General features: G+C 66.3%; 22 protein-coding genes. 11 read left to right on the top strand and 11 right to left on the bottom strand.

The annotated features are described in order from the left end of the window. Positions 1 to 25 precede the first annotated feature (25 nt). Together SP5_RS13680 and SP5_RS13675 are read right to left on the bottom strand one after the other, a co-directional pair. Positions 26 to 799: a metallophosphoesterase family protein gene (locus SP5_RS13680; RefSeq protein WP_042489750.1), complete on the bottom strand. Its 774-nt coding sequence runs from the start codon at positions 797 to 799 to the stop codon at positions 26 to 28. A gap of 28 nt (positions 800 to 827) precedes the next feature. Then, positions 828 to 1,916 (bottom strand): catalase family protein, encoded by a 1,089-nt coding sequence (locus SP5_RS13675; protein ID WP_084220694.1) that lies wholly within the window; start codon positions 1,914 to 1,916, stop codon positions 828 to 830. Positions 1,917 to 2,113: 197 nt separating this feature from the next. On the opposite strand from SP5_RS13675, the gene SP5_RS13670 reads away from it, so the two are divergent. Genes SP5_RS13670 through SP5_RS13660 form a run of 3 tightly spaced genes read left to right on the top strand, consistent with a single transcriptional unit; the run spans position 2,114 to position 6,778 of the window. Continuing rightward, on the top strand, positions 2,114 to 3,142 hold the full coding sequence (locus SP5_RS13670; RefSeq protein WP_042489745.1) for a quinone-dependent dihydroorotate dehydrogenase: 1,029 nt from the start codon (positions 2,114 to 2,116) through the stop codon (positions 3,140 to 3,142). 46 nt (positions 3,143 to 3,188) lie between these two features. Continuing rightward, the gene (ggt, locus tag SP5_RS13665) at positions 3,189 to 4,931 is read left to right on the top strand and encodes a gamma-glutamyltransferase (RefSeq protein ID WP_369386091.1); all 1,743 of its coding nucleotides are present in this window, start codon (positions 3,189 to 3,191) and stop codon (positions 4,929 to 4,931) included. Between the two features lie 59 nt (positions 4,932 to 4,990). Beyond that, a complete protein-coding gene (locus SP5_RS13660) occupies positions 4,991 to 6,778 on the top strand; it encodes an AMP-dependent synthetase/ligase (protein ID WP_042489744.1) in 1,788 nt (595 codons plus the stop codon). A gap of 319 nt (positions 6,779 to 7,097) precedes the next feature. On the opposite strand, the gene SP5_RS13655 is transcribed toward SP5_RS13660, so the two are convergent. After that, positions 7,098 to 8,621, bottom strand: a complete 1,524-nt coding sequence (locus SP5_RS13655) for a fumarate hydratase (RefSeq protein ID WP_042489742.1) — start codon at positions 8,619 to 8,621, stop codon at positions 7,098 to 7,100. Between the two features lie 115 nt (positions 8,622 to 8,736). Between SP5_RS13655 and SP5_RS13650 the strand changes: the two genes are divergently transcribed. The 4 genes from SP5_RS13650 (at position 8,737) to SP5_RS13635 (ending at position 14,729) form a co-directional block, all read left to right on the top strand. After that, positions 8,737 to 11,394, top strand: coding sequence for a putative bifunctional diguanylate cyclase/phosphodiesterase (locus SP5_RS13650; RefSeq protein WP_241823828.1), 2,658 nt, complete (start codon positions 8,737 to 8,739; stop codon positions 11,392 to 11,394). 69 nt (positions 11,395 to 11,463) lie between these two features. Then, positions 11,464 to 11,946 carry a hypothetical protein gene (locus SP5_RS13645; RefSeq protein ID WP_042489740.1) on the top strand — a complete coding sequence of 161 codons (483 nt, stop codon included), beginning with the start codon at positions 11,464 to 11,466 and terminating at the stop codon, positions 11,944 to 11,946. A gap of 361 nt (positions 11,947 to 12,307) precedes the next feature. Beyond that, the gene (locus SP5_RS13640) at positions 12,308 to 14,230 is read left to right on the top strand and encodes a ribonucleoside-diphosphate reductase subunit alpha (protein WP_042489767.1); all 1,923 of its coding nucleotides are present in this window, start codon (positions 12,308 to 12,310) and stop codon (positions 14,228 to 14,230) included. A gap of 106 nt (positions 14,231 to 14,336) precedes the next feature. Continuing rightward, entirely contained in the window at positions 14,337 to 14,729 is a 393-nt protein-coding gene (locus SP5_RS13635; RefSeq protein ID WP_042489738.1) for an endonuclease domain-containing protein, read from the top strand. A gap of 77 nt (positions 14,730 to 14,806) precedes the next feature. Here SP5_RS13635 and SP5_RS13630 read toward each other — a convergent pair whose 3' ends face one another. After that, on the bottom strand, positions 14,807 to 15,058 hold the full coding sequence (locus tag SP5_RS13630) for a DUF2171 domain-containing protein (RefSeq protein WP_042489736.1): 252 nt from the start codon (positions 15,056 to 15,058) through the stop codon (positions 14,807 to 14,809). 56 nt (positions 15,059 to 15,114) lie between these two features. Between SP5_RS13630 and SP5_RS13625 the strand changes: the two genes are divergently transcribed. Both SP5_RS13625 and SP5_RS13620 read left to right on the top strand, forming a co-directional pair. Continuing rightward, positions 15,115 to 15,312 carry a hypothetical protein gene (locus SP5_RS13625; protein ID WP_042489734.1) on the top strand — a complete coding sequence of 66 codons (198 nt, stop codon included), beginning with the start codon at positions 15,115 to 15,117 and terminating at the stop codon, positions 15,310 to 15,312. A 46-nt stretch (positions 15,313 to 15,358) separates the two neighbouring features. Next, entirely contained in the window at positions 15,359 to 16,414 is a 1,056-nt protein-coding gene (locus tag SP5_RS13620; RefSeq protein WP_042489732.1) for a ribonucleotide-diphosphate reductase subunit beta, read from the top strand. A 439-nt stretch (positions 16,415 to 16,853) separates the two neighbouring features. Here the strand turns inward: SP5_RS13620 and SP5_RS13615 are convergent, their stop codons facing one another. From SP5_RS13615 to SP5_RS13590, 6 genes are all read right to left on the bottom strand, one after another. After that, positions 16,854 to 17,186 (bottom strand): HNH endonuclease, encoded by a 333-nt coding sequence (locus SP5_RS13615; RefSeq protein WP_245613500.1) that lies wholly within the window; start codon positions 17,184 to 17,186, stop codon positions 16,854 to 16,856. Positions 17,187 to 17,280: 94 nt separating this feature from the next. Further along, positions 17,281 to 17,919 carry a hypothetical protein gene (locus SP5_RS13610; RefSeq protein ID WP_042489730.1) on the bottom strand — a complete coding sequence of 213 codons (639 nt, stop codon included), beginning with the start codon at positions 17,917 to 17,919 and terminating at the stop codon, positions 17,281 to 17,283. 232 nt (positions 17,920 to 18,151) lie between these two features. Beyond that, positions 18,152 to 18,484: an MliC family protein gene (locus tag SP5_RS13605; protein ID WP_042489728.1), complete on the bottom strand. Its 333-nt coding sequence runs from the start codon at positions 18,482 to 18,484 to the stop codon at positions 18,152 to 18,154. Then, positions 18,481 to 18,822, bottom strand: coding sequence for a hypothetical protein (locus SP5_RS13600; RefSeq protein WP_042489726.1), 342 nt, complete (start codon positions 18,820 to 18,822; stop codon positions 18,481 to 18,483). Before SP5_RS13600 ends, SP5_RS13605 begins: the two co-directional genes overlap by 4 nt. Before the next feature lie 76 nt (positions 18,823 to 18,898). Next, positions 18,899 to 20,146, bottom strand: coding sequence for a multidrug effflux MFS transporter (locus SP5_RS13595; protein ID WP_042489724.1), 1,248 nt, complete (start codon positions 20,144 to 20,146; stop codon positions 18,899 to 18,901). A 60-nt stretch (positions 20,147 to 20,206) separates the two neighbouring features. Beyond that, positions 20,207 to 20,818: a class I SAM-dependent methyltransferase gene (locus tag SP5_RS13590; RefSeq protein ID WP_042489763.1), complete on the bottom strand. Its 612-nt coding sequence runs from the start codon at positions 20,816 to 20,818 to the stop codon at positions 20,207 to 20,209. A 159-nt stretch (positions 20,819 to 20,977) separates the two neighbouring features. Here SP5_RS13590 and SP5_RS13585 point away from each other — a divergent pair, with 159 nt between their 5' ends. Continuing rightward, complete coding sequence (locus SP5_RS13585; RefSeq protein WP_042489722.1) at positions 20,978 to 21,475, top strand: hypothetical protein; 498 nt, start codon at positions 20,978 to 20,980, stop codon at positions 21,473 to 21,475. 70 nt (positions 21,476 to 21,545) lie between these two features. Continuing rightward, the gene (locus SP5_RS13580) at positions 21,546 to 22,502 is read left to right on the top strand and encodes an isopenicillin N synthase family dioxygenase (protein WP_042489720.1); all 957 of its coding nucleotides are present in this window, start codon (positions 21,546 to 21,548) and stop codon (positions 22,500 to 22,502) included. A gap of 157 nt (positions 22,503 to 22,659) precedes the next feature. Here the strand turns inward: SP5_RS13580 and SP5_RS13575 are convergent, their stop codons facing one another. Further along, the gene (locus tag SP5_RS13575; protein ID WP_042489717.1) at positions 22,660 to 23,949 is read right to left on the bottom strand and encodes a homoserine dehydrogenase; all 1,290 of its coding nucleotides are present in this window, start codon (positions 23,947 to 23,949) and stop codon (positions 22,660 to 22,662) included. Positions 23,950 to 23,995: the final 46 nt, after the last annotated feature.

The following is a 23,995-nucleotide window of genomic DNA, read 5'->3' as shown; positions in this document are numbered from 1 at the left end:
GAAGCCCACGCCCCACATTTCGCTGCTACCCCGCCCGCATGTCCTCGGTAATCACATGCGGCGCAGTCTCGCCGAAGCTGCGGACCAGCGTCTCGAATCCCCGCCCCTCGATCCGCAGTTCGTTGAACGCGGGCGGCGTCTTGCGCGTGCGCTTGGACAGGGTGCCAGCACCGATCATCCGGATGATCCGGCCGTCACGGTCGATCGGCACGTCGAACGGGTCATGGACATGGCCCGACAACACCGCATGCGCGCCCGCCGCCGCCAATTGCGTCAGCGCTGCGTCGCCGTTGCGGGTCTTGGCGGTGCCCTTGGTCGGCCCCTCGATCAGCGGGTGATGCGCGGCGACCAGGATCAGGTGATCCTTGGGCGCCTGTTCGATCAGCGCCAGCGCGCGACGGAGCGAACCGCTGCTCACCCGCCCCTTGGACCAGTTCCACCGCCACTGGGCGCGCGCGGTGGTCTTCAACGGCACCACGGTCACGCCGGGGAGGTCGAGCGGCTTTTCGATCATCCGTTCGATCGCGGCGTAACGCTGGTACGGAGCGAACAGCCGCCGGAACGGGTCCCAATAATAGGGGATGTCGTGATTGCCGACCTCAACCGTCACCGGCACGCCCAGCGATTGCAGCCACGCGCCGCCCGCCTGGAACTCGCGCTTGGTCGCCCGCATGGTCAGGTCGCCGGTCATGATGACCGCATGCGGCTTTTCCGCCGCGACCCGCTCGGCGAACCAGGCGAGCGCGGCTGGGTCCTCGGCACCGAAATGCACGTCGCTGACATGAAACAGGCGGATCATGCCGCCTGTCCTAGCCGCTGCCCCTGCCTCACGGCAACTCGGCCAGCGCGCGCGGCTCGTGCATCGGGCAACCATTCACCCGACCGCGATAGTCGGCCGAGAAGCGATAGGTATCCTTGCGCGCCCGATTGATATTGCCCAGCGGCTGGTGCGCCGCCAGACCGTGCCAGATGCTGTAGGACAGCGCATCGTCGATCGCGTTGGTCTGGCCGTCCTGCCAGCTGATCTGCGGTTCGGCGGTGAAGGTCGCGACGGTGACGTACGGGCTATCCTCTTCGCTCCATTCGGCGGTGGCGTCCTCGATCGGCATGGCGTCGAGGTCGCGGTTCAGCTGGACCCGCAGCTCCCACTCGCCGCCTTGCTCGATCATCACCTCGCGCACCACCTCGCGAAGGGCGTCGGGGCGGTCATGCGTGCTGACCGTATCGCCGGTCAGCTGGGTCAGCGCAGGGCTGACCGGGAACAGGCCGAACTTGGCGATATGATCGCCGTAGCGGAACGGGGTCTGGCTGTAATAGGTCTCGCCCAGCGGATGCACCTGCTTCGACCCACCCAGCGTCTTGAGCGTCGCGCTCTCCAGGCCGACCGTCTCCAGCGTGGCCTCGATCCCACGCAGGATGCCGGACAGCAGCTTCTTGCCGCCCTCGAACTTGTCCGTCGTGGACGCCAGCATCTTGAGGTTCTTGGCGAAGGCATCGGCCGTCGGCGCGGTGAAGACCGGCGCATTGGCCATGACGAAATCCTGCGTCGCATCGCCTTCCGATCCGGGCAGCCGCTCGCCCTCGACCCCGATGACCTTGAGCGCGAGGCCGCGCGGCAGGCCGATGGCGTCGTCCAGGATATCGCCGGGATTGGTCGAGATACGCGCCACCGCATCATACGCGCCCGGCTTCGCGAACAGCCCCTGCGCCAGTTCGGGCGGAAGATCGTCATGGACCTTCAGCTTGCCCCGGATGATGCCATGCGCCTTGGCATGGACGGCGCGGACGCCATGGCCATAATCCTTGGAGGTGGTGTCGAGGATATGCTCGAACGACTGCTTCATCTGGTCGACGGTTTCGCCTTCTTTGGGGCTAACGTCTTCGACCTGGGGGGTGAATGCGACGGGGGTCTTCATCGGGGCTCTCCCTGTGGGTCCCCACCAACCCATGTTGGGGGATAGCGTTCCTTTCAGTCACGGACTCGATGACAGCGCACGCCCTCCCGTCTTGCCGCTCCCCTCCCTCATCCCGCCTGCGGGAGGGGGCGCAATGAAGGCGGGAGGAACGCCCCCACACCTTCCCCCTCCCCCCGCAATCCGCTAACCGGGCCGACATGGCCTTTTATCACCCGCTCCTCTTCACCCTCGATGCCGAACGCGCCCATGGCCTGACGGTGGCGATGCTGTCGCGCTGGGGGGCGCTGGGCGCGCCGCTGGGGGCCGATCCGGCGCGCTATCCGCGTCTTGCTACCACGGTCGCGGGGATCGACTTCGCCAATCCGCTGGGGCTGGCGGCGGGGGTCGACAAGAATGGCGAAGCGATCGACGGCTTTTTCGGGCTGGGCTTCGGCCTGGTCGAGATCGGTACGCTAACCCCGAGGCCGCAGCCCGGCAATCCGAAGCCCCGCCTGTTCCGGCTGGTCGAGGACCAGGGCGTGGTCAACCGCTATGGCTTCAACAATGGCGGGCTGGACGCCGGACTGGCGCGCGCCAAGGCCGCCAAGCGCAAGGGCGTGCTGGGCATCAATGTCGGCGCGAACAAGGACGCCGCCGACCGTATCGCCGACTATCGCCACGGCGTTACGCAAGCCGCCCCGATCGCCGATTATGTCACGATCAACATCTCCAGCCCCAACACGCCGGGCCTGCGCGACCTGCAACATGGGGCCGCCCTTACCGAGCTGCTGGCCGCGTCGCGCGAGGCGGCGGGCACGGTGCCGCTGTTCCTGAAGGTCGCCCCCGATCTCGAGCCTTTGCAGATCGACGAGATCGCGCGCGCCGCGATCGACAACCGGCTGGATGCGATCATCATCGGCAACACCACCATCACCCGGCCGGACGTCAAGAGCGCCAACGCCAGCGAGACCGGCGGCCTGTCGGGTCGTCCGCTCGCCCCGCTCGCCCGCCAGCGGCTGGCCGATTTCCGTACGGCCACGGGGGGGGCGATGACCCTGATCGCGGCGGGCGGCATCGATTCGGGCACGGAGGCCTATGCCCGCATCCGGGCCGGGGCGAGCCTGGTCCAGCTCTATTCGGCGCTGGTCTATGAAGGACCTGGCCTCGCCGCCCGCATCCTCGCCGATCTCGACGCGCTGCTCGCACGTGACGGTTTCGTCAGTGTGGGCGAGGCGGTCGGCGCCTGACGTTACGGCTTGGCGCGGGCCGCGCCTTGCCGCTAGGGTCGCGGACATGAAGCACTGGCTCCTGTCCGTCGCAGCGCTGACGCTGCCGTTCGCCGCGCCCGTCGACGCGCGACAGCCCATCAAGGCCCCGGCCACCGGCATGGTCAGCGCCGCCGACCCGCGCGCCGCCGCCGCCGGGGTCGAAATCCTGCGCGCCGGGGGCAGCGCGACCGACGCCGCCATCGCGACCATGCTGGCGCTGAACGTGGTCGAACCGCAGAGTTCGGGCATCGGCGGCGGCAGCTATTGGGTGCGTCATGACGCACGCGGCACCAACACCATCGACGCGCGCGAGACCGCGCCGATGGCCGCCACCCCCGACTGGTTCTACGGTCCCGACGGCCGCCCGCTCAGCCATGCCGATGCCGTGCCCGGCGGACGCAGCGTCGGCGTGCCCGGCGCGCTGCGCGGCATGGCGCTGGCCCACCGCCAAGGCGGCAAGCTGCCCTGGGCGCGACTGTTCCAGCCCGCGATCCGGCTGGCGCGCGACGGATTCAAGCTGACCCCGCGCCTGCAGACCGCGCTGACCCGCTATGGCGGCCATGTCGACGCCGCGACCCGCGCGCGGCTGACCGGCCCCGATGGACAGGTGCTCCCGCTCGGCAGCATCATCCGCAACCCCGAACAGGCTGCATTGCTGGAGCGGATCGCCAAGCTCGGACCCGATTATTTTTATGTCGGGCCGCAGGCGCAGAAGCTGGTGACGACCGTCAACACCGCGCAGCGCAATCCGTCGAAGATGACGACCGGCGACCTCGCCAGCTACGCCGCCAAGCCGCGCCCGCCGCTCTGCGCCACCTATCGCGGCTATAAAGTGTGCAGCATGGGGCCGTCCTCCGGCGGCGGATCGACGGTGCTGTCGATCCTGAAGCTGCTGGAACGCTTCGACATGGGCCAACTGGGCAAGGATTCGCCGCAGGCCTGGCATCTGTTCGCCGAGGCCTCGCGCCTCGCCTATGCCGATCGCGATGCGTATCTGGGCGATCCCGATTATATCCGCGTGCCGCTGAAGGGCCTGTTCGACCCCGCCTATATCGCCAGCCGCTCCGCGCTGATCTCCCCCGATCGCACCATGGCGTCGGTGTCGCCCGGCACGCCGCCCGGCGCGCCGCCGCGCGTCCGCGCACCGGTCAGCGAAGTGCCCGGCACCACCGATCTCGTCACGGTCGATGCGGCAGGCAATGTCGCCGAGGTGACGACCACCGTCGAAGGCTCGTTCGGCTCGGGCCTGTCGGTCGACGGGACGATGCTGAACAACGAGCTGACCGATTTCGACATCGTGCCGGTCAAGGACGGCGATCTGGTCGCCAACCGGGTCGAGGGCGGCAAGCGGCCGCGCAGTTCCATGTCGCCGACCATCGTCTATGGTCCCGACGGCAAGGTCCGCCTGGCGATCGGCGCGGCGGGCGGATCGACCATCATCGCGCAGGTCGCCAAGGCGATCATCGGCGTCATCGACTGGAAGCTGAGTGCGCAGGACGCGATCGCGCAGGGGTTGCTCTTCGCGCCGTACAAGGTCGCGACGGTCGAACAGGGCACGGCGCTCGAAGCGCTTGTCCCCGGACTTCGGGCGCTGGGCGAGACGGTCGTCGTCGCGCCGATGGGGCTGAAGGCCAATGCCATCGAACGCGTCAGCGGGCGCTGGGTCGGTGCCGCCGATCCCCGCAGCGAGGGCGTGGCGATCGACGTGACGGGCCGGACGACCGCGATCCAAAGGGTCGGCGACAAACCGGGACGCCCGGCGGAATAATAAACAAAGAGCCCGGTCGCGCGTTATGTCACGCGATACGGGCCGGTGGGAGAGGCACCATGCGTACGCTCGAATATTTCCCCAATCTCGTCACCATGTTCTTCACGCGCGCCTCCGAGAAGGGCGACGCGCCCTTCCTTTGGCGCAAGCAGGGCGGCAGTTGGCAGTCGATCAGCTGGACGCAAGCCGCGTGCCAGGTCGCCAGCCTGTCGGCGGGGTTGAAGGCCACCGGCCTGCAACGCGGCGACCGGGTGATGCTGGTGTCGGAGAACCGCCCCGAATGGTGTATCGCCGACCTCGCCATCATGGCGGCGGGCGGCGTCACCGTGCCGACCTACACGACCAATACCGAGCGTGACCACGCGCACATCATCGAGAATTCGGGCGCACGCGCGATCATCGTCTCGACGCAGAAGCTGGCGACCACGCTGATGCCCGCCGCGCTGCGCTCCAACCATGTCCAGACGGTGATCGGCATCGAGGCGCTGAAACTGGGGCCGAGCCAGATCGAGTGCCGCCAGTACGACGCGATGATCGCCGAGCATCCCGCCGATCCGGTGGTGGTCGCCGGAGAGGCCGATTTCACCCGCGAGGATCTGGCCTGCATCATCTATACCTCGGGCACCGGCGGTGCGCCGCGCGGGGTGATGCAGCATCACGGCGCGATCCTGCACAATTGCGCCGGATGCAGCGCGGTGATCGCCGAGGATTTCGGCTGGGGGGACGAGGTGTTCCTGTCCTTCCTCCCCCTCTCCCACGCCTATGAGCATACCGGCGGCCAGCATTTCCCCATCTCGCTGGGCGGGCAGATCTATTATTCCGAGGGCCTCGACAAGCTGGCCGCCAATATCGAGGAGGTGCGCCCGACGATCATGTTCGTCGTGCCCCGCCTGTTCGAGGTGCTGCACACCCGCATCGCCAAGGCGATCGAGAAGAAGGGCGGGCTGGGCGCCCGGTTGCTCGACCAGGCGCTGGCACTGGGGGCGAAGAGCTATGACGGCCGCTTGCGGCTGATCGACCGGCCCGCGCAGCTCGCGGTCAACACCCTGTTCAAACCCAAGATCGCGAAGAAATTCGGCGGCCGGTTGAAGGCGATGGTGTCGGGCGGCGCGCCGCTCAATCCCGAGATCGGGCTGTTCTTCCACTCGATCGGCCTCACCCTGCTGCAAGGCTATGGCCAGACCGAGGCCGCACCGGTCATCGCCTGCAACCGGCCCAAGGCTGGCGTGCGCATGGACACGGTCGGCCCGCCGCTCGACAACACCGAGGTGCGGATCGCCGAGGATGGCGAGATCCTGGTGCGTGGCGAGCTGGTGATGCACGGTTACTGGCGCAACCCGACCGAGACCGAGCGGGTGCTCAAGGATGGCTGGCTCCACACCGGCGACATCGGTGAGATCGACGCATCCGGGCGGCTGCGCATCACCGACCGCAAGAAGGACCTGATCATCAACGACAAGGGCGAGAATGTCGCCCCCCAGAAGGTCGAGGGGATGCTGACCCTGCAACCCGAGATCGGCCAGGCGATGATCGCGGGCGACCGGCGACCCTATATGGTCGCGCTGATCGTGCCCGATGCCGAATGGACCGCCGAATGGTGCGCCAAGTCGGGGACGGGGTGCAACCGCGCCGCGCTGGAGGACGATCTCGATTTCCGCGGGGCCATCTCGGCGGCGATCGACCGGGTCAACCGCGACCTGTCAGTCACCGAGCGCATCCGCCGCTTCATCATCGCCGACGAACCCTTCGCGATCGAGAACCAGCAGCTGACCCCGTCGCTGAAGATCCGCCGCCACGTCCTGCGCGAGGTGTATGGCGAACGCCTGGACGCGCTGTACAAGAATTGAGCGATCGGGCGGCGATCGCATCCAACGCCTAAAACCTCCCCCATCCCCTCCCGTAAACGGGAGGGGATGGGGGAGGGACAGCCACGGGCGATAGTCTCGGTGAGACTTCCTGCCCTCCCCAACCCCTCCCGCCTGCGGGAGGGGCTAGAGTTGAAAGCGATCAGCATTGCACGGATTTAGCCCCTCCCCTTGAGGGGAGGGGTTGGGGCATCGCCATGGGCGTTTCGCTTGCGGAAGCGCCCCACCCCCGGCCCCTCCCCTGAAGGGGAGGGGTGAGTAGAGTTGGTCGTTTTTGACTCTAGAAGACGGCGCCCCAGCCTCAAGCCGGGGTCAGCAGGCCTTCCTTGGCGATCTTGTCCCGCCACACCAGCGGGGCCAGCGTGTGGACGTTCTGGCCCTCGGAATCGACCGCGACGGTGACGGGGAAATTCTCCACGTCGAACTCGTAGATCGCCTCCATGCCAAGGTCCTCGAAACCGACGACCTTCGATCCCTTGATCGCGCGAGCGACGAGGTACGCCGCGCCGCCGACCGCCATCAGATAGGCGGACTGGTATTCGCGGATCGCGTCGGTCGCCGCCGGGCCGCGCTCGGCCTTGCCGACCATCGCGAGAAGTCCCTGGTCGAGCATCATGCGCGTGAACTTGTCCATGCGGGTCGCGGTAGTGGGACCGGCCGGGCCGACCACTTCCTCGCCGACCGGATCGACCGGGCCGACATAATAGATCACGCGGCCCTTGAACTCGACCGGCAGTTCCTCGCCGCGATCGAGCATGTCCTTGATCCGCTTGTGCGCGGCGTCGCGGCCAGTGAGCATCTTGCCGTTCAGGAGCAGCCGGTCGCCATGCTTCCAGCTCTTCACCTCTTCCGGGGTCAGCGTGTTCAGGTCGACGCGGCGAGCGGCCTGGAGGTCGGGCTTCCAGTCGACCTTGGGCCATTCCTCCAGCTTGGGCGCTTCCAGATAGACCGGACCCGAGCCGTCCAGCGTAAAATGCGCGTGGCGGGTGGCGGCGCAGTTGGGGATCATCGCGACGGGCTTGGACGCGGCATGCGTCGGCCAGTCCATGATCTTGACGTCGAGGATGGTGGACAGGCCGCCCAGCCCCTGCGCGCCGATGCCCAGCGCATTGACCTTGTCGAACAGCTCGATGCGCAGCGCCTCGATATCGTTGCGCGGACCGCGCTCCTTGAGCTGGCCCATGTCGATCGCCCCCATCAGCGATTCCTTGGCGAGCAGCACCGCCTTTTCCGCCGTGCCGCCGATGCCGATGCCCAGCATGCCGGGCGGGCACCAGCCCGCGCCCATTTGCGGCACCATCTCCAGCACCCAGTCGACGATCGAGTCGGACGGGTTCATCATCTTGAACTTGGACTTGTTCTCCGACCCGCCGCCCTTGGCCGCGACGTCGACCGAGACCGTGTTGCCCGGCACCATCTCGACATGGAGGACCGACGGCGTATTGTCCTTGGTATTGCGGCGGGTGAAGGCGGGGTCGGCGAGGATCGAGGCGCGCAGCTTGTTTTCCGGGTGGAGATAGGCGCGGCGCACGCCCTCATCGACGACTTCCTGCAAGCTGCGGTCGCCCGACAGGCGGCAGTCCTGGCCCCATTTCACGAAGACGGTGACGATGCCGGTGTCCTGGCAGATCGGGCGATGCCCCTCCGCGCACATGCGGCTGTTGGTCAGGATCTGCGCGATGGCATCCTTGGCCGCCGGGCTCTTCTCGGCCTCATAGGCCTTACCCAGGGCACGGATATAATCCATCGGGTGGTAATAGCTGATGAACTGGAGCGCGTCGGCCACGCTCTCGATCAGGTCGGTGTCGCGGATCAGGGTCGTCATGCATGCGTCCTTAGCGAAAGCGGCGCGGCCGACGCAATGGACGGCGCCGGTTTCAAGCTATCTTAACCAGAGTTAGCGCAGTCTGGTGCGGCATTATTGGAAATCCGCACATCGCATGTCGCCAGCCCCCTCCAAGACCCTGTCCTTCCTCGCCCTGATGGGGCTGGTCGAGGATAATGACGAGCTGCTGGTGTCGCTGCACCTGGGGCGACTGAAGACATTGTGCCGTACCTGGCCGCTGGCGATCCTGCAGAATCTGGTGGCCGTGGCGACCATCTTCGGGCTCGATTCGCTGGACAAGCCGTCGTCCCAACGGTTCGAAAAGGCGACCGCGGGCGGGTTGATGGTGGCGGCCACGCTGGTCTTCGGCTTCGTGCTGTGGCGCGGCGTTTCGCGACAATGGCCCTTCTACCGCCTGAAACAATGGTTGAGCGTCATGGGCCTGTTGGTCGCGCTGGCCACCGGGCCGATGCTGCTGATCGTGGCGAATGCGCATCACGGCACCAGCGGATGGGTGGCCGTGCTGACGCTCGCCTGCACGATGTGGGCGACCGCGTCGATGCTGAACGCCGTGCGTGGCGCATTGCTGGGCTATTCCTTCGGCTTCGCGTTTCTGGCGCCGGTCACGGCGCTGGCCTGGGGCGTGTCGATCCTGCCCGTCCTGGCGGCGGTCCTGCCGCCGCTGCTGTTCCTGATCCTCAAGGCGCGCACCGTCGGGCAGCTCGATTATGACGGTGCCCGCGACCACGCCCTTGCCTTTGGCCAGGGGCAGCAGGCGGTGAAGATGATCGCCGAGTTCGAGGAACATGGCACCGGCTGGTTCTGGGAAACCGATCGGCATGGGCGGCTCACCTATCTGTCGGACAAGGTGGCGCGCGACCTGGCGGCCGCCGGCATCGACAGCCGCGGGAAAGTGCTGACCGAGCTGTTCCAGATGGACCCCTCCGCGCCCGGCACCGAGCGAACCCTGTCCTTCCACATGTCCTCGCGCACCGGCTTTTCCGATTATACCGTCTGCGCGGTGACCGAGGACGGGACGATGTCCGACCGCTGGTGGTCGATATCGGGCCGCCCGATCCTGGACGGCATCGGCCGGTTTCGCGGCTTTATCGGCTCGGGGTCCGACCTGACCGAGAAGCGCCGGTCGGAGGCGGAGATCACCCGCCTGGCGCTGTTCGACAGCCTGACCGGGCTGGCCAATCGCCAGCGCATGACCCTGTCGCTCGACAAGACGCTGAAACAGTCGATCCATCCCTGGCGCCCCAATGCGCTGTTCCTGATGGACCTGGACCGGTTCAAGGCGGTCAACGACACGCTGGGCCACCAGGCGGGCGACCTGTTGCTGCAACAGGTCGCGCGGCGGCTGGAGGACGTGGTCGGCGATATCGGGCTGGTCGGACGGCTGGGCGGCGACGAGTTCCAGATCCTGCTGCCCGGCATCGATGCGCGGGATCGGCTGGCCATGCTGGCGGACCGGATCATCGCCGCCCTGTCCCGCCCCTATGACATTCAGGGCAATGAGGTCACGATCGGTTGTTCGATCGGCATCGCCATCGCGCCTTACGATGGCGAGGATTCGCAGACGCTGATCCGCAATGCCGATCTGGGCCTGTACGCGGCGAAGGGCGACGGGCGCGGCGTCCACCGTTTCTATGCCGAGGCGATGCTGGAAGGCGCGCGCAGCCGCAAGCGCATGGAGGAAGACCTGCGCATCGCCGTCGCGCAAGGGCAGTTCCGCCTGGTCTATCAGCCGATCGTGTCGACCCGCGACGCGATGATCGTCGGCTATGAGGCGCTGCTGCGCTGGCACCACCCGGTACAGGGCCATATCCCGCCGTCGCAGTTCATTCCGGTCGCCGAGGATTGCGGCCTGATCGAACAGATCGGCGAATGGGTGATGCGCACCGCCTGCATCGAGGCGGCGGGCTGGCCGCAGGACGTGCGCGTCGCGGTCAACGTCTCGTCGATCCAGTTCGCCAAGCCGCAGTTGCCCGCGCTCGTCGCGCAGGCGCTGGCGCAATCGGGGCTTGCGGCGGCGCGACTGGAGCTGGAGATCACCGAAAGCGTCTTCCTGAACGACAATCAGGAATCGCATCGCCAGTTCGCCGCGTTAAAGGCGCTGGGCATCCGGCTGGCGCTGGACGATTTCGGCACGGGCTATTCCTCGCTCGGCTATCTGCGTCATGCGCCGTTCGACAAGATCAAGATCGACCAGTCCTTCGTGCGCGGCGCGGGCAGCAAGGGCAGCCGCAATGCCGCGATCATCCGCGCGATCGTGACCATGGCCGACACGCTGGGCATGGAGACGACCGCCGAGGGGGTGGAGATCCAGGACGAGATCGAGATGATCCGCGGCCTGGGGTGCAGCCATATCCAGGGCTTCGTCTATGGCAAGCCGATGGAGGCCCCCGACGTCCCCCAGTCGATGCGCGAGCATGGCGGCCATGCCGAACCGGTCGGCCTGAAATCGCTCCGTCGCCCGCGCGTGAAGGTCCTGCGCATCGCCCAGATCCTGTCGGGCGATGCGACGATCGATGTGCGCATCCGCGACCTGTCGACCACCGGCACCATGATCGAGGGGCTGCCCCCCGCCTATATCGTGGGCGGGGCGGCGGTCGGCATCCGTATCGGCGGCGACACGCCCGTTCGCGGCTATATCCGTTGGGAACGCGAAGGACGGGTGGGCCTGGCCTTCGCCACGCCGCTGCCCGAGGATCATCCCTGGCTGGACAAGACCCAGGACGAGGGCGACGGGCGGCTCCGCTCCGCCTGAACGGCAGCGGCCATATGGGGCATGGCACGGGGGCGGGATAGGAACGCCGCGCCGCACGTTCGCGCCGTCATGACCCCGACCACCTCCGATCCGGCCCCCACCCCCGCCCCCACGCCGGAGGGCGCCTCGCGCCGGATCCCCCTGCTCAGCCTCGTCTTCGGCTATGGCCCGGTGCTGGTCCTGCCCCTCGCCGCGCTGGCGGCCTGGGCGGGTATGCCGCTGGCCCTGTTGATCGGGCAGATATGGGGGGCGGCGATCCTGATCTTCCTGGCGGGCGTCGCGCGCGGGCTGAGCTTCTTCACGCCGGGCGGCACCCATGTCTCGCAGATGGCGACCATGATCCTGCGCTTCTCGCTGGGGTTGCTGGCCTTGATCGCGGGGCCGTCGACCGGCTTCGGCCTGTTGATCCTGGGTTATGCGTCGATCGCGCTGACCGATCCCTGGCTGGCCAGCTGGGGCGGCGCGCCGGGCCATTTCGCGCGGCTGCGGCCACCCCAGATGATGGTCGCGATTCTCGGCCTGATCGCGCTGTTCCTGCTCGCCCCGCGCTGATCCCGGCGGCCAAAAAATATTTTTAGGGACTTGCGCTTCCCGAACCCCGCAGACATCCGTGCGTCGCGGCTTTTGGGCAGCCCGGACGCGCCCGCCATTCGTCGCAACCAACCCCTGCCCCGCGCTTTAACCTCTTGCGGTGCTGCTCGGGATTTTCCACTAAGGATTGTGGAAGAGGTCGGGAATGGCCCCAAGCACTGGTAGGACGAGGTCATGCCCACATGCATGACCGGATGCGGAGAAAGCCCCGGAATCGGGGATTCCACCTCCCCTCTCGTCCTGATCGCGACGCGCCTGGCGCGCGGTGCTAGGGGTTGGATGCCGACTCGAACGGAACAAGAACAGAGGAGCGGCATCAATGATGGATTTCAGGGATAGCCGGGATAGCGACATGACCACTGATATGCTCGAAAAGATGGCGGCGGATGCGGCCCAGAACGCAGCGCCAGCGCCGACCCCGGCGGACACCAAGTCGGTTCGCCCGCAGCCCTATCCGGTCGAAGTCGACCATGCCCGCGACGCGCGGCTGACCGATTTCGGCAAGGAAACGCTGAACGACCGCTATCTCCTGCCCGGCGAAAGCTATCAGGACTTGTTCGTGCGCGTGGCCTCGGCCTATGCCGACAATGCCGAACATGCCCAGCGGCTGTACGACTATATCTCGAAGCTGTGGTTCATGCCCGCCACGCCCGTCCTGTCGAACGGCGGCACGGGGCGCGGCCTGCCGATCAGCTGCTACCTCAACTCGGTGCCCGACAGCCTGGACGGCATCGTCACCACCTGGAACGAGAATGTCTGGCTCGCCTCGCGCGGCGGCGGCATCGGCACCTATTGGGGCCAGGTGCGCGGCATCGGCGAGCCGGTCGGCCTGAACGGCAAGACCAGCGGCATCATCCCCTTCGTCCGCGTGATGGACTCGCTGACGCTGGCGATCAGCCAGGGTTCGCTGCGTCGCGGTTCGGCCGCCTGCTATCTCGACATCTCGCACCCCGAGATCGAGGAGTTCCTGGAGATCCGCAAGCCAAGCGGCGACTTCAACCGTAAGGCGTTGAACCTGCATCACGGCGTGCTGATCCCCGACGCCTTCATGGAGGCGGTGCGCGACGGCGCCGAATGGCACCTCAAGAGCCCGAAGACCGGCGAGGTCCGTGCCACGGTCGATGCGCGTGCGCTGTTCCAGAAGCTGGTCGAGACCCGCCTGGCGACCGGCGAGCCGTACATCGTCTTTGCCGACCATGTGAACAAGAACATGCCCAAGCATCACCGCGAGCTGGGGCTGAAGGTGTCGACCTCGAACCTGTGTTCGGAAATCACCCTGCCGACCGGCATCGACCATAAGGGCAAGGACCGCACCGCCGTCTGCTGCCTGTCGTCGCTGAACCTGGAAACCTGGGACGAGTGGAAGGACGACAAGCAGTTCATCGAGGACGTGATGCGCTTCCTCGACAATGTGCTGCAGGATTATATCGAACGGCACGAGCCGGGCATGGAGCGCGCCGCCTATTCCGCTTCCCGCGAGCGGTCGGTCGGCCTGGGCGTGATGGGCTTCCACAGCTTCCTCCAGGCGCGTGGGCTCCCCTTCGAGGGCGCGATGGCCAAGTCATGGAACCTGCGGATGTTCAAGCACATCAACGCGCAGGTGAACCAGGCGTCGATGACGCTGGCGGTCGAGCGCGGGCCGTGCCCCGACGCGGCGGACGTCGGCGTGATGGAGCGTTTCAGCTGCAAGATGGCGATCGCGCCGACCGCGTCGATCTCGATCATCTGCGGCGGCACCAGCGCCTGCATCGAGCCGATCCCGGCGAACATCTACACCCACAAGACGCTGTCGGGCTCGTTCGTCGTGAAGAACCCCTATCTCGAAAAGCTGCTGATCGAGAAGTCGAAGAACGCCGAATCGGTGTGGAACTCGATCCTCGAACATGGCGGTTCGGTCCAGCATCTCGACTTCCTGAGCCAGGAAGAGAAGGACACGTTCAAGACCTCGTTCGAGATCGACCAGCGCTGGCTGCTCGAACTGGCGGGCGACCGCACGCCCTATATCGACCAGGCGCAGTCGCTGAACCTGTTCATCCCGGCCGATGTGGAAAAGTGGGACCTGCTGATGCTCCACTTCCGCGCCTGGGAACTGGGCATCAAGTCGCTCTACTACCTCCGCTCTAAGTCGGTGCAGCGTGCCGGGTTCGCCGGGAGCGGCGGCGTCGAGGCCGACAACACGATCAGCGCACCCAAGTTCGAGATCGGCGAGACGACCGATTACGACGAATGCTTGGCGTGTCAGTGAGGTGATAGCCTGACGGGAAGGTGAAGTCATGGACTCTCACGCCCCCAAATCTCCCTCTCCCCTTGTGGGAGAGGGAAGGGGCCCGCGGCCGCAGGCCGGGGGAAGGGTGAGGGGCGACGCGCAAGGCCTGACCAAACGGCAACGGCTTCCCGCCACCACGGTCGCCCGCTCGCGTGAATTGCGCCAGAATGCCGGAGAGCCCGAACGCCGGTTGTGGCGTGTGCTCCGCGAGGCGTTACCGATGATGAAGTTTCGCCGTCAGGTTCCGATGGGTCCGTACCACGCCGATTTCTGCTCGCACGCGGCACAATTGATCATCGAGATCGACGGCGATGACCACGCAACGAAACAGGACAGCGACGCTGCACGCACCCGCTTCCTCGAACACGAAGGTTATGACGTGATCCGCTTCGCCAATGCCGATGTGATGACCAATCTCGACGGCGTCGTGGCGGCGATCGGCGCGCGGATTGCGCACAAGCAAAAGGGCCGCCCGTGATGGACGGCCCCCTCACCCTCCCACGGCCTACGGCCACGGGCCCCTCCCTCTCCCACGAGGGGAGAGGGGTTAGAAGCTCACTCGGCCTCTTCGAACTGGTCGACGGCATTCTGGCCGGTGGCCGACAGGCGGACCGTGTCGCCCTCGACCTCGGCGACCAGGCCGAGCGGCAGGTAATGATGCTTGGCGCCCTGCCCGTCCTGGGTCTGGGGGCTGTCGTTCTTGGTCAGCTTGATGCGGTCACCATCGACATGATCGACCGTGCCGACATGGACGCCGTCCGCGCCGACGACTTCTGCATGTTCCTTGATCTGGCTGACATCGACCATTTTACATCTCCTGTGTTGGGTTCGGTTTCGGAACGCGCAACATGGGAAATGGTCGCATGACCGGGGCAACGATCATGTACGGCGTTGCCGCCCTGTTAACCGGGATCGGCGCAACGCTGCTGCTGCAACTCCGCACGCCCCGGTCGGAGCAGGGCCGCTACGCCCGGCTGATCGCGGGCACCATGTTCGCCATGGGCGGGATCATTCTCGCCGGTTTCGCCACCGCTCTGCGCTCCTGGGCGAGCAGCGGCTGAACCGGCCTTCACCCTCTTCATCTCATTCGTACCCGGAGTAACACCGATGTCCCTCCTCCAAGCCTCCAAGCAGTACAAGCCCTTCGAATACCCCTGGGCGTTCGAGTTCTGGAAGCGCCAGCAACAGCTCCACTGGCTGCCCGAAGAGGTGCCGCTGGGCGAGGACTGCCGCGACTGGGCGCAGAAGTTGACCGATCATGAGCGCAACCTGCTGACCCAGATCTTCCGCTTCTTCACCCAGGCGGACGTCGAGGTGCAGGACTGCTATCACGAGAAATATGGCCGGGTGTTCAAGCCGACCGAGATCAAGATGATGCTGACCGCCTTCTCCAACATGGAGACGGTGCATATCGCCGCCTACAGCCATCTGCTCGACACGATCGGCATGCCCGAGAGCGAATATGGCGCCTTCCTCGAATATGCCGAGATGAAGGACAAGCATGACTACATGCAGAATTTCGGCGTCGACAGCGACGAGGACATCGCGCGCACGCTGGCGATGTTCGGCGGCTTCACCGAAGGTGTCCAGCTGTTCGCGTCGTTTGCGATGCTGATGAACTTCCCGCGCTTCAACAAGATGAAGGGTATGGGCCAGATCGTCAGCTGGTCGGTGCGCGACGAGAGCCTGCATTGCGAAGGCATCATCCGCATGTTCCACGCCTTCTGCCAGGAGCGCCAGTGCCTGACCAAGGCGGTCAAGGACGACATCGCCGATGTGTGCCAGACCACGATCCGCCTGGAGGACAATTTCATCGACCTCGCCTTCGAAATGGGCCCGGTCGAGGGGATGAAGCCCAAGGAGATCAAGAAGTATATCCGCTACATCGCCGACTGGCGTCTCAGCCAGCTGGGCCTGAAGCCGATCTACATGATCGACGAGCATCCCCTGCCCTGGCTGACCCCGCTGCTGAACGGCGTGGAACATGCCAACTTCTTCGAGACGCGCGCGACCGAATATTCCAAGGCGGCGACGCGCGGCCAGTGGAACGACGTGTGGGACTCGTTCGACAAGCGCCAGAAGGCCAAGACCGGCAAGGCCGCCAACGAAGAGGCGGGCGAGACCGGCGACATGTTCTCGGCCGCAGGCGTCGCGGCGGAGTGATCCGAAAGGGCGGGCTTCGGTCCGCCCTTTTTTTGTTCACGCGAAGCCGCGATGACGCGAAGAAGGTTGGTTCGCGCGGAGACGGGGAGGTTTTGGGGTTCGCGCAGAGGCGCGGAGGGCGCAGAGAAAATTATATCAGGGTAAGTCCCCCGCTCCGTTCAGCCTGAGCGTAGTCGAAGGCCACGGGATGGGAACCGCCTCTTGGGCGAACGCTTTCGGGAAACAGGTTGGGCCTTCGGCCCGAAAATGCCTTTTGGGGCGGAGGGATTCCCTTGGCCTTCGACTACGCTCAGGCTGAACGGAGGGGGGCCGGAATAAGCCAGCCGCGCTTCCGCTCTGCGTCCTCTGCGCCTCTGCGCGAACCAAAAACCTCCGCGTCTCCGCGCCTCCGCGCGAACCAACCTTCTTCGCGTCATCGCGGCTTCGCGTGAGCCAAAAATCACCGCCCCACACGCGTAGGCGCATGGAAATCCGCGGGTTTGCCCGCAATCCAGCGCAGGAAACGCGCCATATCTGGGTGCGCGCGTAAAACCGCAAAGCCCGCATAGCCCCGCGCCAGTTCCGCATTGGACAACGTCGCATGGATGGTCCGGTGACAGATCGGGTGCACCGGCACCGTCTCTCGCCCGCCTTCGCTCTTCGGGACGGGGTGGTGCCATTCAACCTTCACCCCCAGCGGCCGATCGCACAGCGCACACGCGGGCGGCGCATCCCGCTCGATCCGTTCGGCGGCGGCCACCAGCCCCGCCTTGCGCTTCACCCGTCCGACCATCGCCCCCGATATGGGGAGCGGGACGCGCATAAAAAACGGGGTCCGGCATCGCTGCCGAACCCCGTTCCTTTACGCCAACTGGATCCGAGAGGGATCAGAAGTGTGCGACAACACCCGCCATCGGACGGAAGGAGTGCGCGTTGTCGAAGGTCGAAACTTCCATACGCAGACGCAGACCCGAGTTGCCGGTCAGGCCGCCCAGACCGATGTCCTTCGGGCCGACTTCGGCGCCGACGCCGTACACGGTCGCGTGATAGTCACGCTTCAGGTCGCCAGCGACGCCCGGCGCGAAGTTGTGGAAGTTGTTCCAGCGATAGCCGACCTTGCCGTAGAACAGGCCGCTCTCACCGGCGCGGAAGCCCGCGCGGCCATAGGCGCCATACTGCCAGTCGATGTCACCCGACACGCCCTTGGCGACCGCGCCCTCGGCGCCGACGAACACGGGGCCGAGCGGCACGTTGAAGCCGACGATGCCTTCGACCAGCGCGCCGTCCAGGTTGTAGCCCTTGGGCTGCGCGGGGATGCCGGCGACCGTCTGGCGGTCGAACTGCTCCCAACCACCCATGATCGCGACATACGGCTCGATACCGAAGGCGCGGGTGCCGTCGGGAGCGGTCGCGGTGTCAGCGGCCGGGGCCGGAGCCGCCGCGTCGGTGGTGTTCATGTCCTGAGCCATGGCAGGCACGGCAACGAACGCGGCCGCCGCAGCGGCGACGAGGGAAAGCTTACGCATGTGAGATACCCTTCTCTTATTCTATGTGGGGCGGCGGATCGAACCGCTCAGCCCAGGCCCGCTTAACCGGCTAGACGCCCAGGGGTTGCACGGCTTTTCAGATTTTTGATCGCCTTATTGGAACCTGTGGCTCCAAAGCCACACTTCCTGTCATCTAGATGAACCAATTGGGGGCGGAATACGGCAATGGCGGATTTCCGCCACTTTTCGGCCGTGTTTCCGCACCCGATGCTTACCGTGCGGCGGTGCAGCGTATGGAATCACCGGTGGGGCGTGTCAAAACAACCTCACCCCCCTTGCCGCGCAGGTCGTGGCCAAAGCCGCTATAGTGGATGCCCGAGGCGACCCTCTGCCCCTCCAGGCGCATTTCCAGATCGTCGTCGAACCGCACCAGCGCGCTGTCGTCCCGATTGTCGAAGCGCACCCAGAAGCGACTCCCGTTCTCGCATTGGAAAGTCGTCGAGACCATCGGCGGCAGCGTCTGTGCGGCACGCGGATCGGGCATGGTCGAACAGCCGACCAGCACGATGCCGCCCGCCGCCAGCGCGACGGGAAGCCGGTTCATGGCCGCAGCGCGGTGTCGTCGGCGGCGTCGATATCGCCATCGGCCACCGTGTCGTCCTCGAAATCTTCCTGGAGATCGTCCTCGTCGATATCCTCGGCATCCATGTCGACCGAGGCATCGCTGGTCCCGACCTCTTCGGAATCCATGTCGAGTTCGCCGATCGGCTCGTCCTCGACGCCATCGTCGCCCAGATCGGGTTCGATATCGGTCAGCAACACGCCGTCGCTGGGGCCGTCACGCGTTACCTCCAGGATTTCGGCGCGCTGGCTCTCGTCATAGCCTTCTTCGTCCCAGCCATCGTCGCCGGGTCCCTGGCTCGGAACCTGATGTCCGCCCATCACTGCCTCCTCTTATACTGTGGAGGGGGAACACGGGGGCGGGCCGGGCGGTTCCCCCGGCCTCGATCAAGGGGCGTCAGGCGGGACGGAACATCCGCCCGCGCTCGGTCGCGAAGACGAACGCAAAGGCCGCGCATCCCGCGATCAGGAAGCCCAGGGTCAGCGGCTGGGTCGTCCCGTCATAGGCCTGGCCGATCCCTGCGCCGATCACCGAGCCGATGGTGACGCTGGTAAAGCCCTGCACGCTCGACGCGGTGCCTGCGATCCGCCCCATATTCTCCATCGCCATCGACGAGAAGTTGGAGGTCGCCAGACCGAAACACGCCATGGTGATCGCCTGAAGGACCGCGAAGACGATCAGCGACTCGCCCCCGAAATAGGCGACGCCCAGATGGATGGCCGCCACGATGATCAGGATCGTGACCGAGCTGTGGCTGATGAGCCGCGTGCCCAGCCGCATGACGATCCGCGAGTTGAGCAGGTTCGCCGCCGCCATCGTGACCGAGGTGGTGGCAAAGATCAGCGCCAGCAGCTTCTCGCGGCCGAAGGTCTGCGCCATGATCGGCTGCACGGAATTGAGATAGCCGTACAGTGCCGCCATCAGCGCCGTCGCCGCCAGCGTATAGCCGAGCGACAGCCGGTCGCCGATCGTCTCGCGCCAGCCGCCGACGATGCGGCTCAGCGAGATGGGTAGCTGCGCCTCGACCGCCAGCGTCTCGGGCATCCGCAGCGAGAACCAGGCCAGGACCAGCGTGGCAAGCCCCGCGATCGTCCAGAAGATCAGCCGCCAATTGCCGAACAGCAGCACCAGCTCACCAAAGGCGGGCGCCAGGATCGGCACGATCATGAACACCATGAACGCGATCGACATGACCTGCGCCATGGCGCGCCCGTGATAGCAGTCGCGGACCAGCGCCACCGTCGCCACCCGCGTCGCGGCGATCGCCGCGCCCGCGCAGACCCGCGCGACCAGCAGCAAGGTGAAGCTGCCCGCCACCGCCGACGCGCCATTGGCGATGATGTAGATGACCAGTGCCACGATCAACACCCGCCGCCGCCCGTAACGATCGGCCAGCGGCCCATGCACCAGCTGCGCCACGCCGAAACCGATCAGGAAGGCCGTGACGACGAACGGCCGCACGGCAGGCGAGGCCCCCAGTGCCTCCCCGATGGCAGGCAGCGCGGGCAGCATCGAGTCGATGCCCAGCGCAGTCAACGCCATCAGCGCCGCGATCAGGAGGACGAACTCGACAAAGCCGATGGGCGCGCCGGGAGGTTCGGCGGTGACGGGCGTCACCGGATCAGCGGAACGGGATTCGGACATGATGGCTGCCCTTTAAGGGAGATGGACGGAGAGGGGAACCGGAAAAACCCGGCTGGCGCGTCACGGTTTCCTGGCCGCTCCGCCCGAAGATCGGCTCGGCTTTGCCGCGTCGTAATAATGGTTCCGCCCCTCATCGGTCAGACAACCGGCCAGAACCAGACCATATTCCTCCAGCCGCGCCGCATAGGTCTCCATCCCCAGCGAACGGGACTCGCGCCCGGTCAGGCTGTCACGCCATTGGCATCGCTCGCGCGGCGCGCTGAACAAGAAGCGCCCGCCCGGCTCCAGCGCATCCGTCACCTTCTCCAGAAGGTGCAACTGATCGGCTTCGGCCAGCAGGAAGATCAGGCCGATCGCCACGACACCGGCAAAGCGTCGGCCGAAAAAGTCGCTGTCCTGCACCGGCTCACAACGGACGGGCATGTCGGGAAGATTGGCGCGATAGGCGGAGACGAGCGACGGAGACGCATCGATGCCCCATATAGCGAAACCCTCGCCGACCAGCGCCTGCCCGATCGGCACCCCGGAGCCGCAGCCCAGATCGAGAATCGCCGCCAATGGCGAAAGGCCGTCCTTCGCCCAGCGCCGGACGACCTGCGCGCCGACTTCCGAACGAACCGCCATGAACGTCGCGGCGATGGTGTCCCAGCCTTCGGATGTGTCGGTCGTCACCTCATGATTCCTTCGATCGATGAGTCGGGATTGGCTCGCCTGTGGGACCGAGCGCGCCATTCAGATGTTAAATGCCGACATTCAGCGTGGCTAAAGCTTGTCGGGCCGACATTCCCGGCGAGCCATATAGGCCCACAGGACGCGTAAGGAGTATACCCCATGTCCATCCTGTCCCGCACCCCCCTCGCCCTGCCGCTGCTGGCGGCACTGGCGCTGTCCGCCTGCGATCGGCCCAACCAGGGCACGTCGATCACGGTCAACGGCTCGGACGGCGAGACGCTGGCGTCGGTCGATGGAAAGTCGGGCGAGGTGAAGCTGGCGCTGCCCGGCTTTTCGGGCGCCTTCAAGCTGCCCAAGGTGTCGATGGAGGCCGATAATTTCGAGCTGAACGGCGTGCATCTCTACCCCGGCTCGACGATCCGCAACGTCGATGTCGGCAATGGCCGCGACAAGGCGTTCACCATGACCTTCGACAGCCCGGCCGATCCGGCGACCGTGCGCAGCTGGTTCCGCGACAAGATGGGCGAGGCCGACTTCACCCTGACCGACCAGGGCGGCGCGCTGGTTGGCAAGACGGCGGAGGAGAAATCCTTCCGCCTGGACCTGCGCCCCTCGGGCGGCGACCGATCGACGGGGACGATCACTTTAGGCGGATGACGCACCCTGTTCGGGGATGACGGGCGCGTTATATAGACGGCAGCCCATTCGATTTTCTGGAAATATCGCCATGACCGACACCCGCTCCGCCGAGGTTCCGACACTCAGCCTCGCCGACCAGGACCGTGATCCCGAGGGCTTTGCCGCCGCATTGGGCGAATCGTTCGAGCGGTTCGGCTTTGCCATCGTCGCCGATCACGGCGTGCCCGCCGAGCTGATCGACCGCGCCTGGGCGCAGACCAAGGCGCTGTTCGACCTGCCCGAGGAGGAGAAGCGCCGTTACCACGTCCCCGGCGGCGGCGGCGCGCGCGGCTACACCCCGTTCAAGACCGAGATCGCCAAGGACGCCAAGGTCGTCGACCTGAAGGAATTCTGGCATGTCGGGCGCGAACTGCCCGAGGGACACGCTTACGCCGACCGGATGCCCGCCAATATCTGGCCCGACCGGCCGGAGGGATTCCGAGAGGATTTCATCGAACTCTTCTCGGCGTTCGACCGGGCGGGCGACCGGCTGCTCTCGGCGATCGCGCGGCATTTGAAGCTGGAGCCGAACTGGTTCGATCCGGCGGTCAAGGACGGCAATTCGGTCCTGCGCCTGCTCCACTATCCGCCGATCCCCGCCGATGCCGAGGGCGTCCGCGCGGGTGCGCATGAGGATATCAATCTCATCACCCTGTTGCTGGGGGCCGAGGAAGCGGGCCTCGAACTGCTCGACCGCGATTCGGGCGAGTGGCTGGCGATCCGGCCGCCCGAGGGCGCGATGGTGGTCAATGTCGGCGACATGCTGCAGCGGCTGACCAACCATGTCCTGCCCTCGACCACGCATCGCGTCGTCAACCCGCCGGTCGAGCGGCGCGGCTTCTCGCGCTATTCGATGCCCTTCTTCCTGCATCCTGCGCCGGACTTCCTGATCAAGACGCTGCCGGGGACGGTGAGCGAGGGGCATCCGGATCGCTATCCCGAGCCGATCACCGCGCATGATTACCTGTTCGAGCGGCTGGTGGAGATCGGGTTGATCAAGAAGTGAGTTGAGAGGGCATCGCTTGTGGCCTGCCCTCCCCCATCCCCTCCCGCTTGCGGGAGGGGAGCGGCAAGATCGACAGTCTGAATTTGATCAACTTCCCTCCCGCCTGCGGGAGGGGTTGGGGGAGGGTAAGGGGTCTCACCGAGACCGACCCCGTTGATCACCCCAGAATATGCATCAACAGCGGCTGCCCGACCAAACTCTGGCTCCCCCGCAACCGCTCGAGCGCCTGCGCCACCGCGCGCTCCGGCCCCTCATGCGTCACGATGGCGATCATCACGCCGCCGTCCGCCGCTTCCCCGCGCTGGATCAGGCTCTCGATCGATACCCCCGCATCGCGCATCGCCGCGGCGATCTCGGCCAGCACGCCGACCTTGTCCTGCACGGTGAAGCGCAGGTAAGCGCGCCCGCGCCGCTCGCCGCTGTCCGCCTTCGCCGCCGCGGTCAGCTCATGCGCGGGCATGGCGAAGGACGCGCCATATTCGCCGCGCGCGATGTCGATCAGGTCGGCGACCACCGCGCTGGCCGTCGGACCATCGCCCGCGCCCGCGCCCTGGAACAGCAACCGGCCGACGAAATTGCCCTCTGCGACCACCGCATTGGTCGAGCCGGTGACATGCGCCAGCGGATGGTCGAGCGGCACCAGATGCGGATGCACCCGCTGGAACAGGCCGTTCGCCCCTTCCTCCGCCACGCCGACCAGGCGGACACGGTAGCCGAGCGACGCCGCCTGCGCGATATCGGCGGCCAGCACATGGCGCACGCCGCCGATCGCGACGTCGGCAAAGGCGGGCTGGGTGCCAAAAGCGATGGCGGCCAGGATCGACAGCTTGTGTGCGGCATCGACGCCGTCGATGTCGAAGCTGGGGTCCGCTTCGGCATAACCCAGCGCTTGCGCCTCCGCCAAAACCTCGGCGAAGTCGCGGCCCTCCGCTTCCATCTTCGACAGGATGAAATTGCAGGTGCCGTTGAGAATGCCATAGACGCGCGCGATGGCGTTGGCCGCCGCCCCTTCGCGCAAGCCCTTGATGACCGGGATGCCGCCCGCGACCGCCGCCTCGAACTTCAGCGCGGCGTTGGATTCCTCCGCCTTCTGCGCCAGTTCCAGCCCATGATGCGCCAGCATCGCCTTGTTAGCGGTGACGAAGCCGCGCCGCGCCCCCAGCGCGGTCCGCGCCAGCGTCAGCGCCGGGCCGTCCGAACCGCCGATCAGTTCGACCACCACATCGGCATCGGGGTGCGAGGCCAGCGCGGCGGTATCGTCCACCCACTCGAAGCGCGACAGGTCGACGCCCCGGTCCTTGGTCCGGTCGCGCGCGGAGACGGCGACGATCTCGATCGGGCGACCGGCGCGCCGGGTAATCAGGTCACGGTTCGCATCGAGCAGGCGAATGACGCCGCCCCCCACCGTGCCCAGTCCCGCCAAAGCCACTCGCAAAGCATCGCCCATCGTCCAAATCCCGTATCGGAGCGTTTATTGAGTGCAGGCGGGTAGC

Origin of the sequence: Sphingomonas parapaucimobilis NBRC 15100 (assembly GCF_000787715.1) — a bacterium.
In the GTDB taxonomy this organism is placed as follows: Bacteria; Pseudomonadota; Alphaproteobacteria; order Sphingomonadales; family Sphingomonadaceae; genus Sphingomonas; species Sphingomonas parapaucimobilis.
This window is presented reverse-complemented; position numbering and strand designations above follow the sequence as displayed.

What these genes read in the sequence shown, in the direction of transcription:
- SP5_RS13600 (WP_042489726.1), bottom strand. Translation starts at nt 18,822, where the DNA reads ATGGGCGGACATCAGGTTCCGAGCCAGGGACCCGGCGACGATGGCTGG.
- SP5_RS13670 (WP_042489745.1), top strand. Translation starts at nt 2,114, where the DNA reads ATGGCCTTTTATCACCCGCTCCTCTTCACCCTCGATGCCGAACGCGCC.
- SP5_RS13625 (WP_042489734.1), top strand. Translation starts at nt 15,115, where the DNA reads ATGACCGGGGCAACGATCATGTACGGCGTTGCCGCCCTGTTAACCGGG.
- SP5_RS13630 (WP_042489736.1), bottom strand. Translation starts at nt 15,058, where the DNA reads ATGGTCGATGTCAGCCAGATCAAGGAACATGCAGAAGTCGTCGGCGCG.
- SP5_RS13645 (WP_042489740.1), top strand. Translation starts at nt 11,464, where the DNA reads ATGACCCCGACCACCTCCGATCCGGCCCCCACCCCCGCCCCCACGCCG.
- SP5_RS13610 (WP_042489730.1), bottom strand. Translation starts at nt 17,919, where the DNA reads ATGCGTAAGCTTTCCCTCGTCGCCGCTGCGGCGGCCGCGTTCGTTGCC.
- SP5_RS13595 (WP_042489724.1), bottom strand. Translation starts at nt 20,146, where the DNA reads ATGTCCGAATCCCGTTCCGCTGATCCGGTGACGCCCGTCACCGCCGAA.
- SP5_RS13615 (WP_245613500.1), bottom strand. Translation starts at nt 17,186, where the DNA reads ATGGTCGGACGGGTGAAGCGCAAGGCGGGGCTGGTGGCCGCCGCCGAA.
- SP5_RS13650 (WP_241823828.1), top strand. Translation starts at nt 8,737, where the DNA reads ATGTCGCCAGCCCCCTCCAAGACCCTGTCCTTCCTCGCCCTGATGGGG.
- SP5_RS13680 (WP_042489750.1), bottom strand. Translation starts at nt 799, where the DNA reads ATGATCCGCCTGTTTCATGTCAGCGACGTGCATTTCGGTGCCGAGGAC.
- SP5_RS13675 (WP_084220694.1), bottom strand. Translation starts at nt 1,916, where the DNA reads ATGAAGACCCCCGTCGCATTCACCCCCCAGGTCGAAGACGTTAGCCCC.
- SP5_RS13575 (WP_042489717.1), bottom strand. Translation starts at nt 23,949, where the DNA reads ATGGGCGATGCTTTGCGAGTGGCTTTGGCGGGACTGGGCACGGTGGGG.
- SP5_RS13620 (WP_042489732.1), top strand. Translation starts at nt 15,359, where the DNA reads ATGTCCCTCCTCCAAGCCTCCAAGCAGTACAAGCCCTTCGAATACCCC.
- SP5_RS13655 (WP_042489742.1), bottom strand. Translation starts at nt 8,621, where the DNA reads ATGACGACCCTGATCCGCGACACCGACCTGATCGAGAGCGTGGCCGAC.
- ggt (WP_369386091.1), top strand. Translation starts at nt 3,189, where the DNA reads ATGAAGCACTGGCTCCTGTCCGTCGCAGCGCTGACGCTGCCGTTCGCC.
- SP5_RS13660 (WP_042489744.1), top strand. Translation starts at nt 4,991, where the DNA reads ATGCGTACGCTCGAATATTTCCCCAATCTCGTCACCATGTTCTTCACG.
- SP5_RS13585 (WP_042489722.1), top strand. Translation starts at nt 20,978, where the DNA reads ATGTCCATCCTGTCCCGCACCCCCCTCGCCCTGCCGCTGCTGGCGGCA.
- SP5_RS13640 (WP_042489767.1), top strand. Translation starts at nt 12,308, where the DNA reads ATGGATTTCAGGGATAGCCGGGATAGCGACATGACCACTGATATGCTC.
- SP5_RS13580 (WP_042489720.1), top strand. Translation starts at nt 21,546, where the DNA reads ATGACCGACACCCGCTCCGCCGAGGTTCCGACACTCAGCCTCGCCGAC.
- SP5_RS13605 (WP_042489728.1), bottom strand. Translation starts at nt 18,484, where the DNA reads ATGAACCGGCTTCCCGTCGCGCTGGCGGCGGGCGGCATCGTGCTGGTC.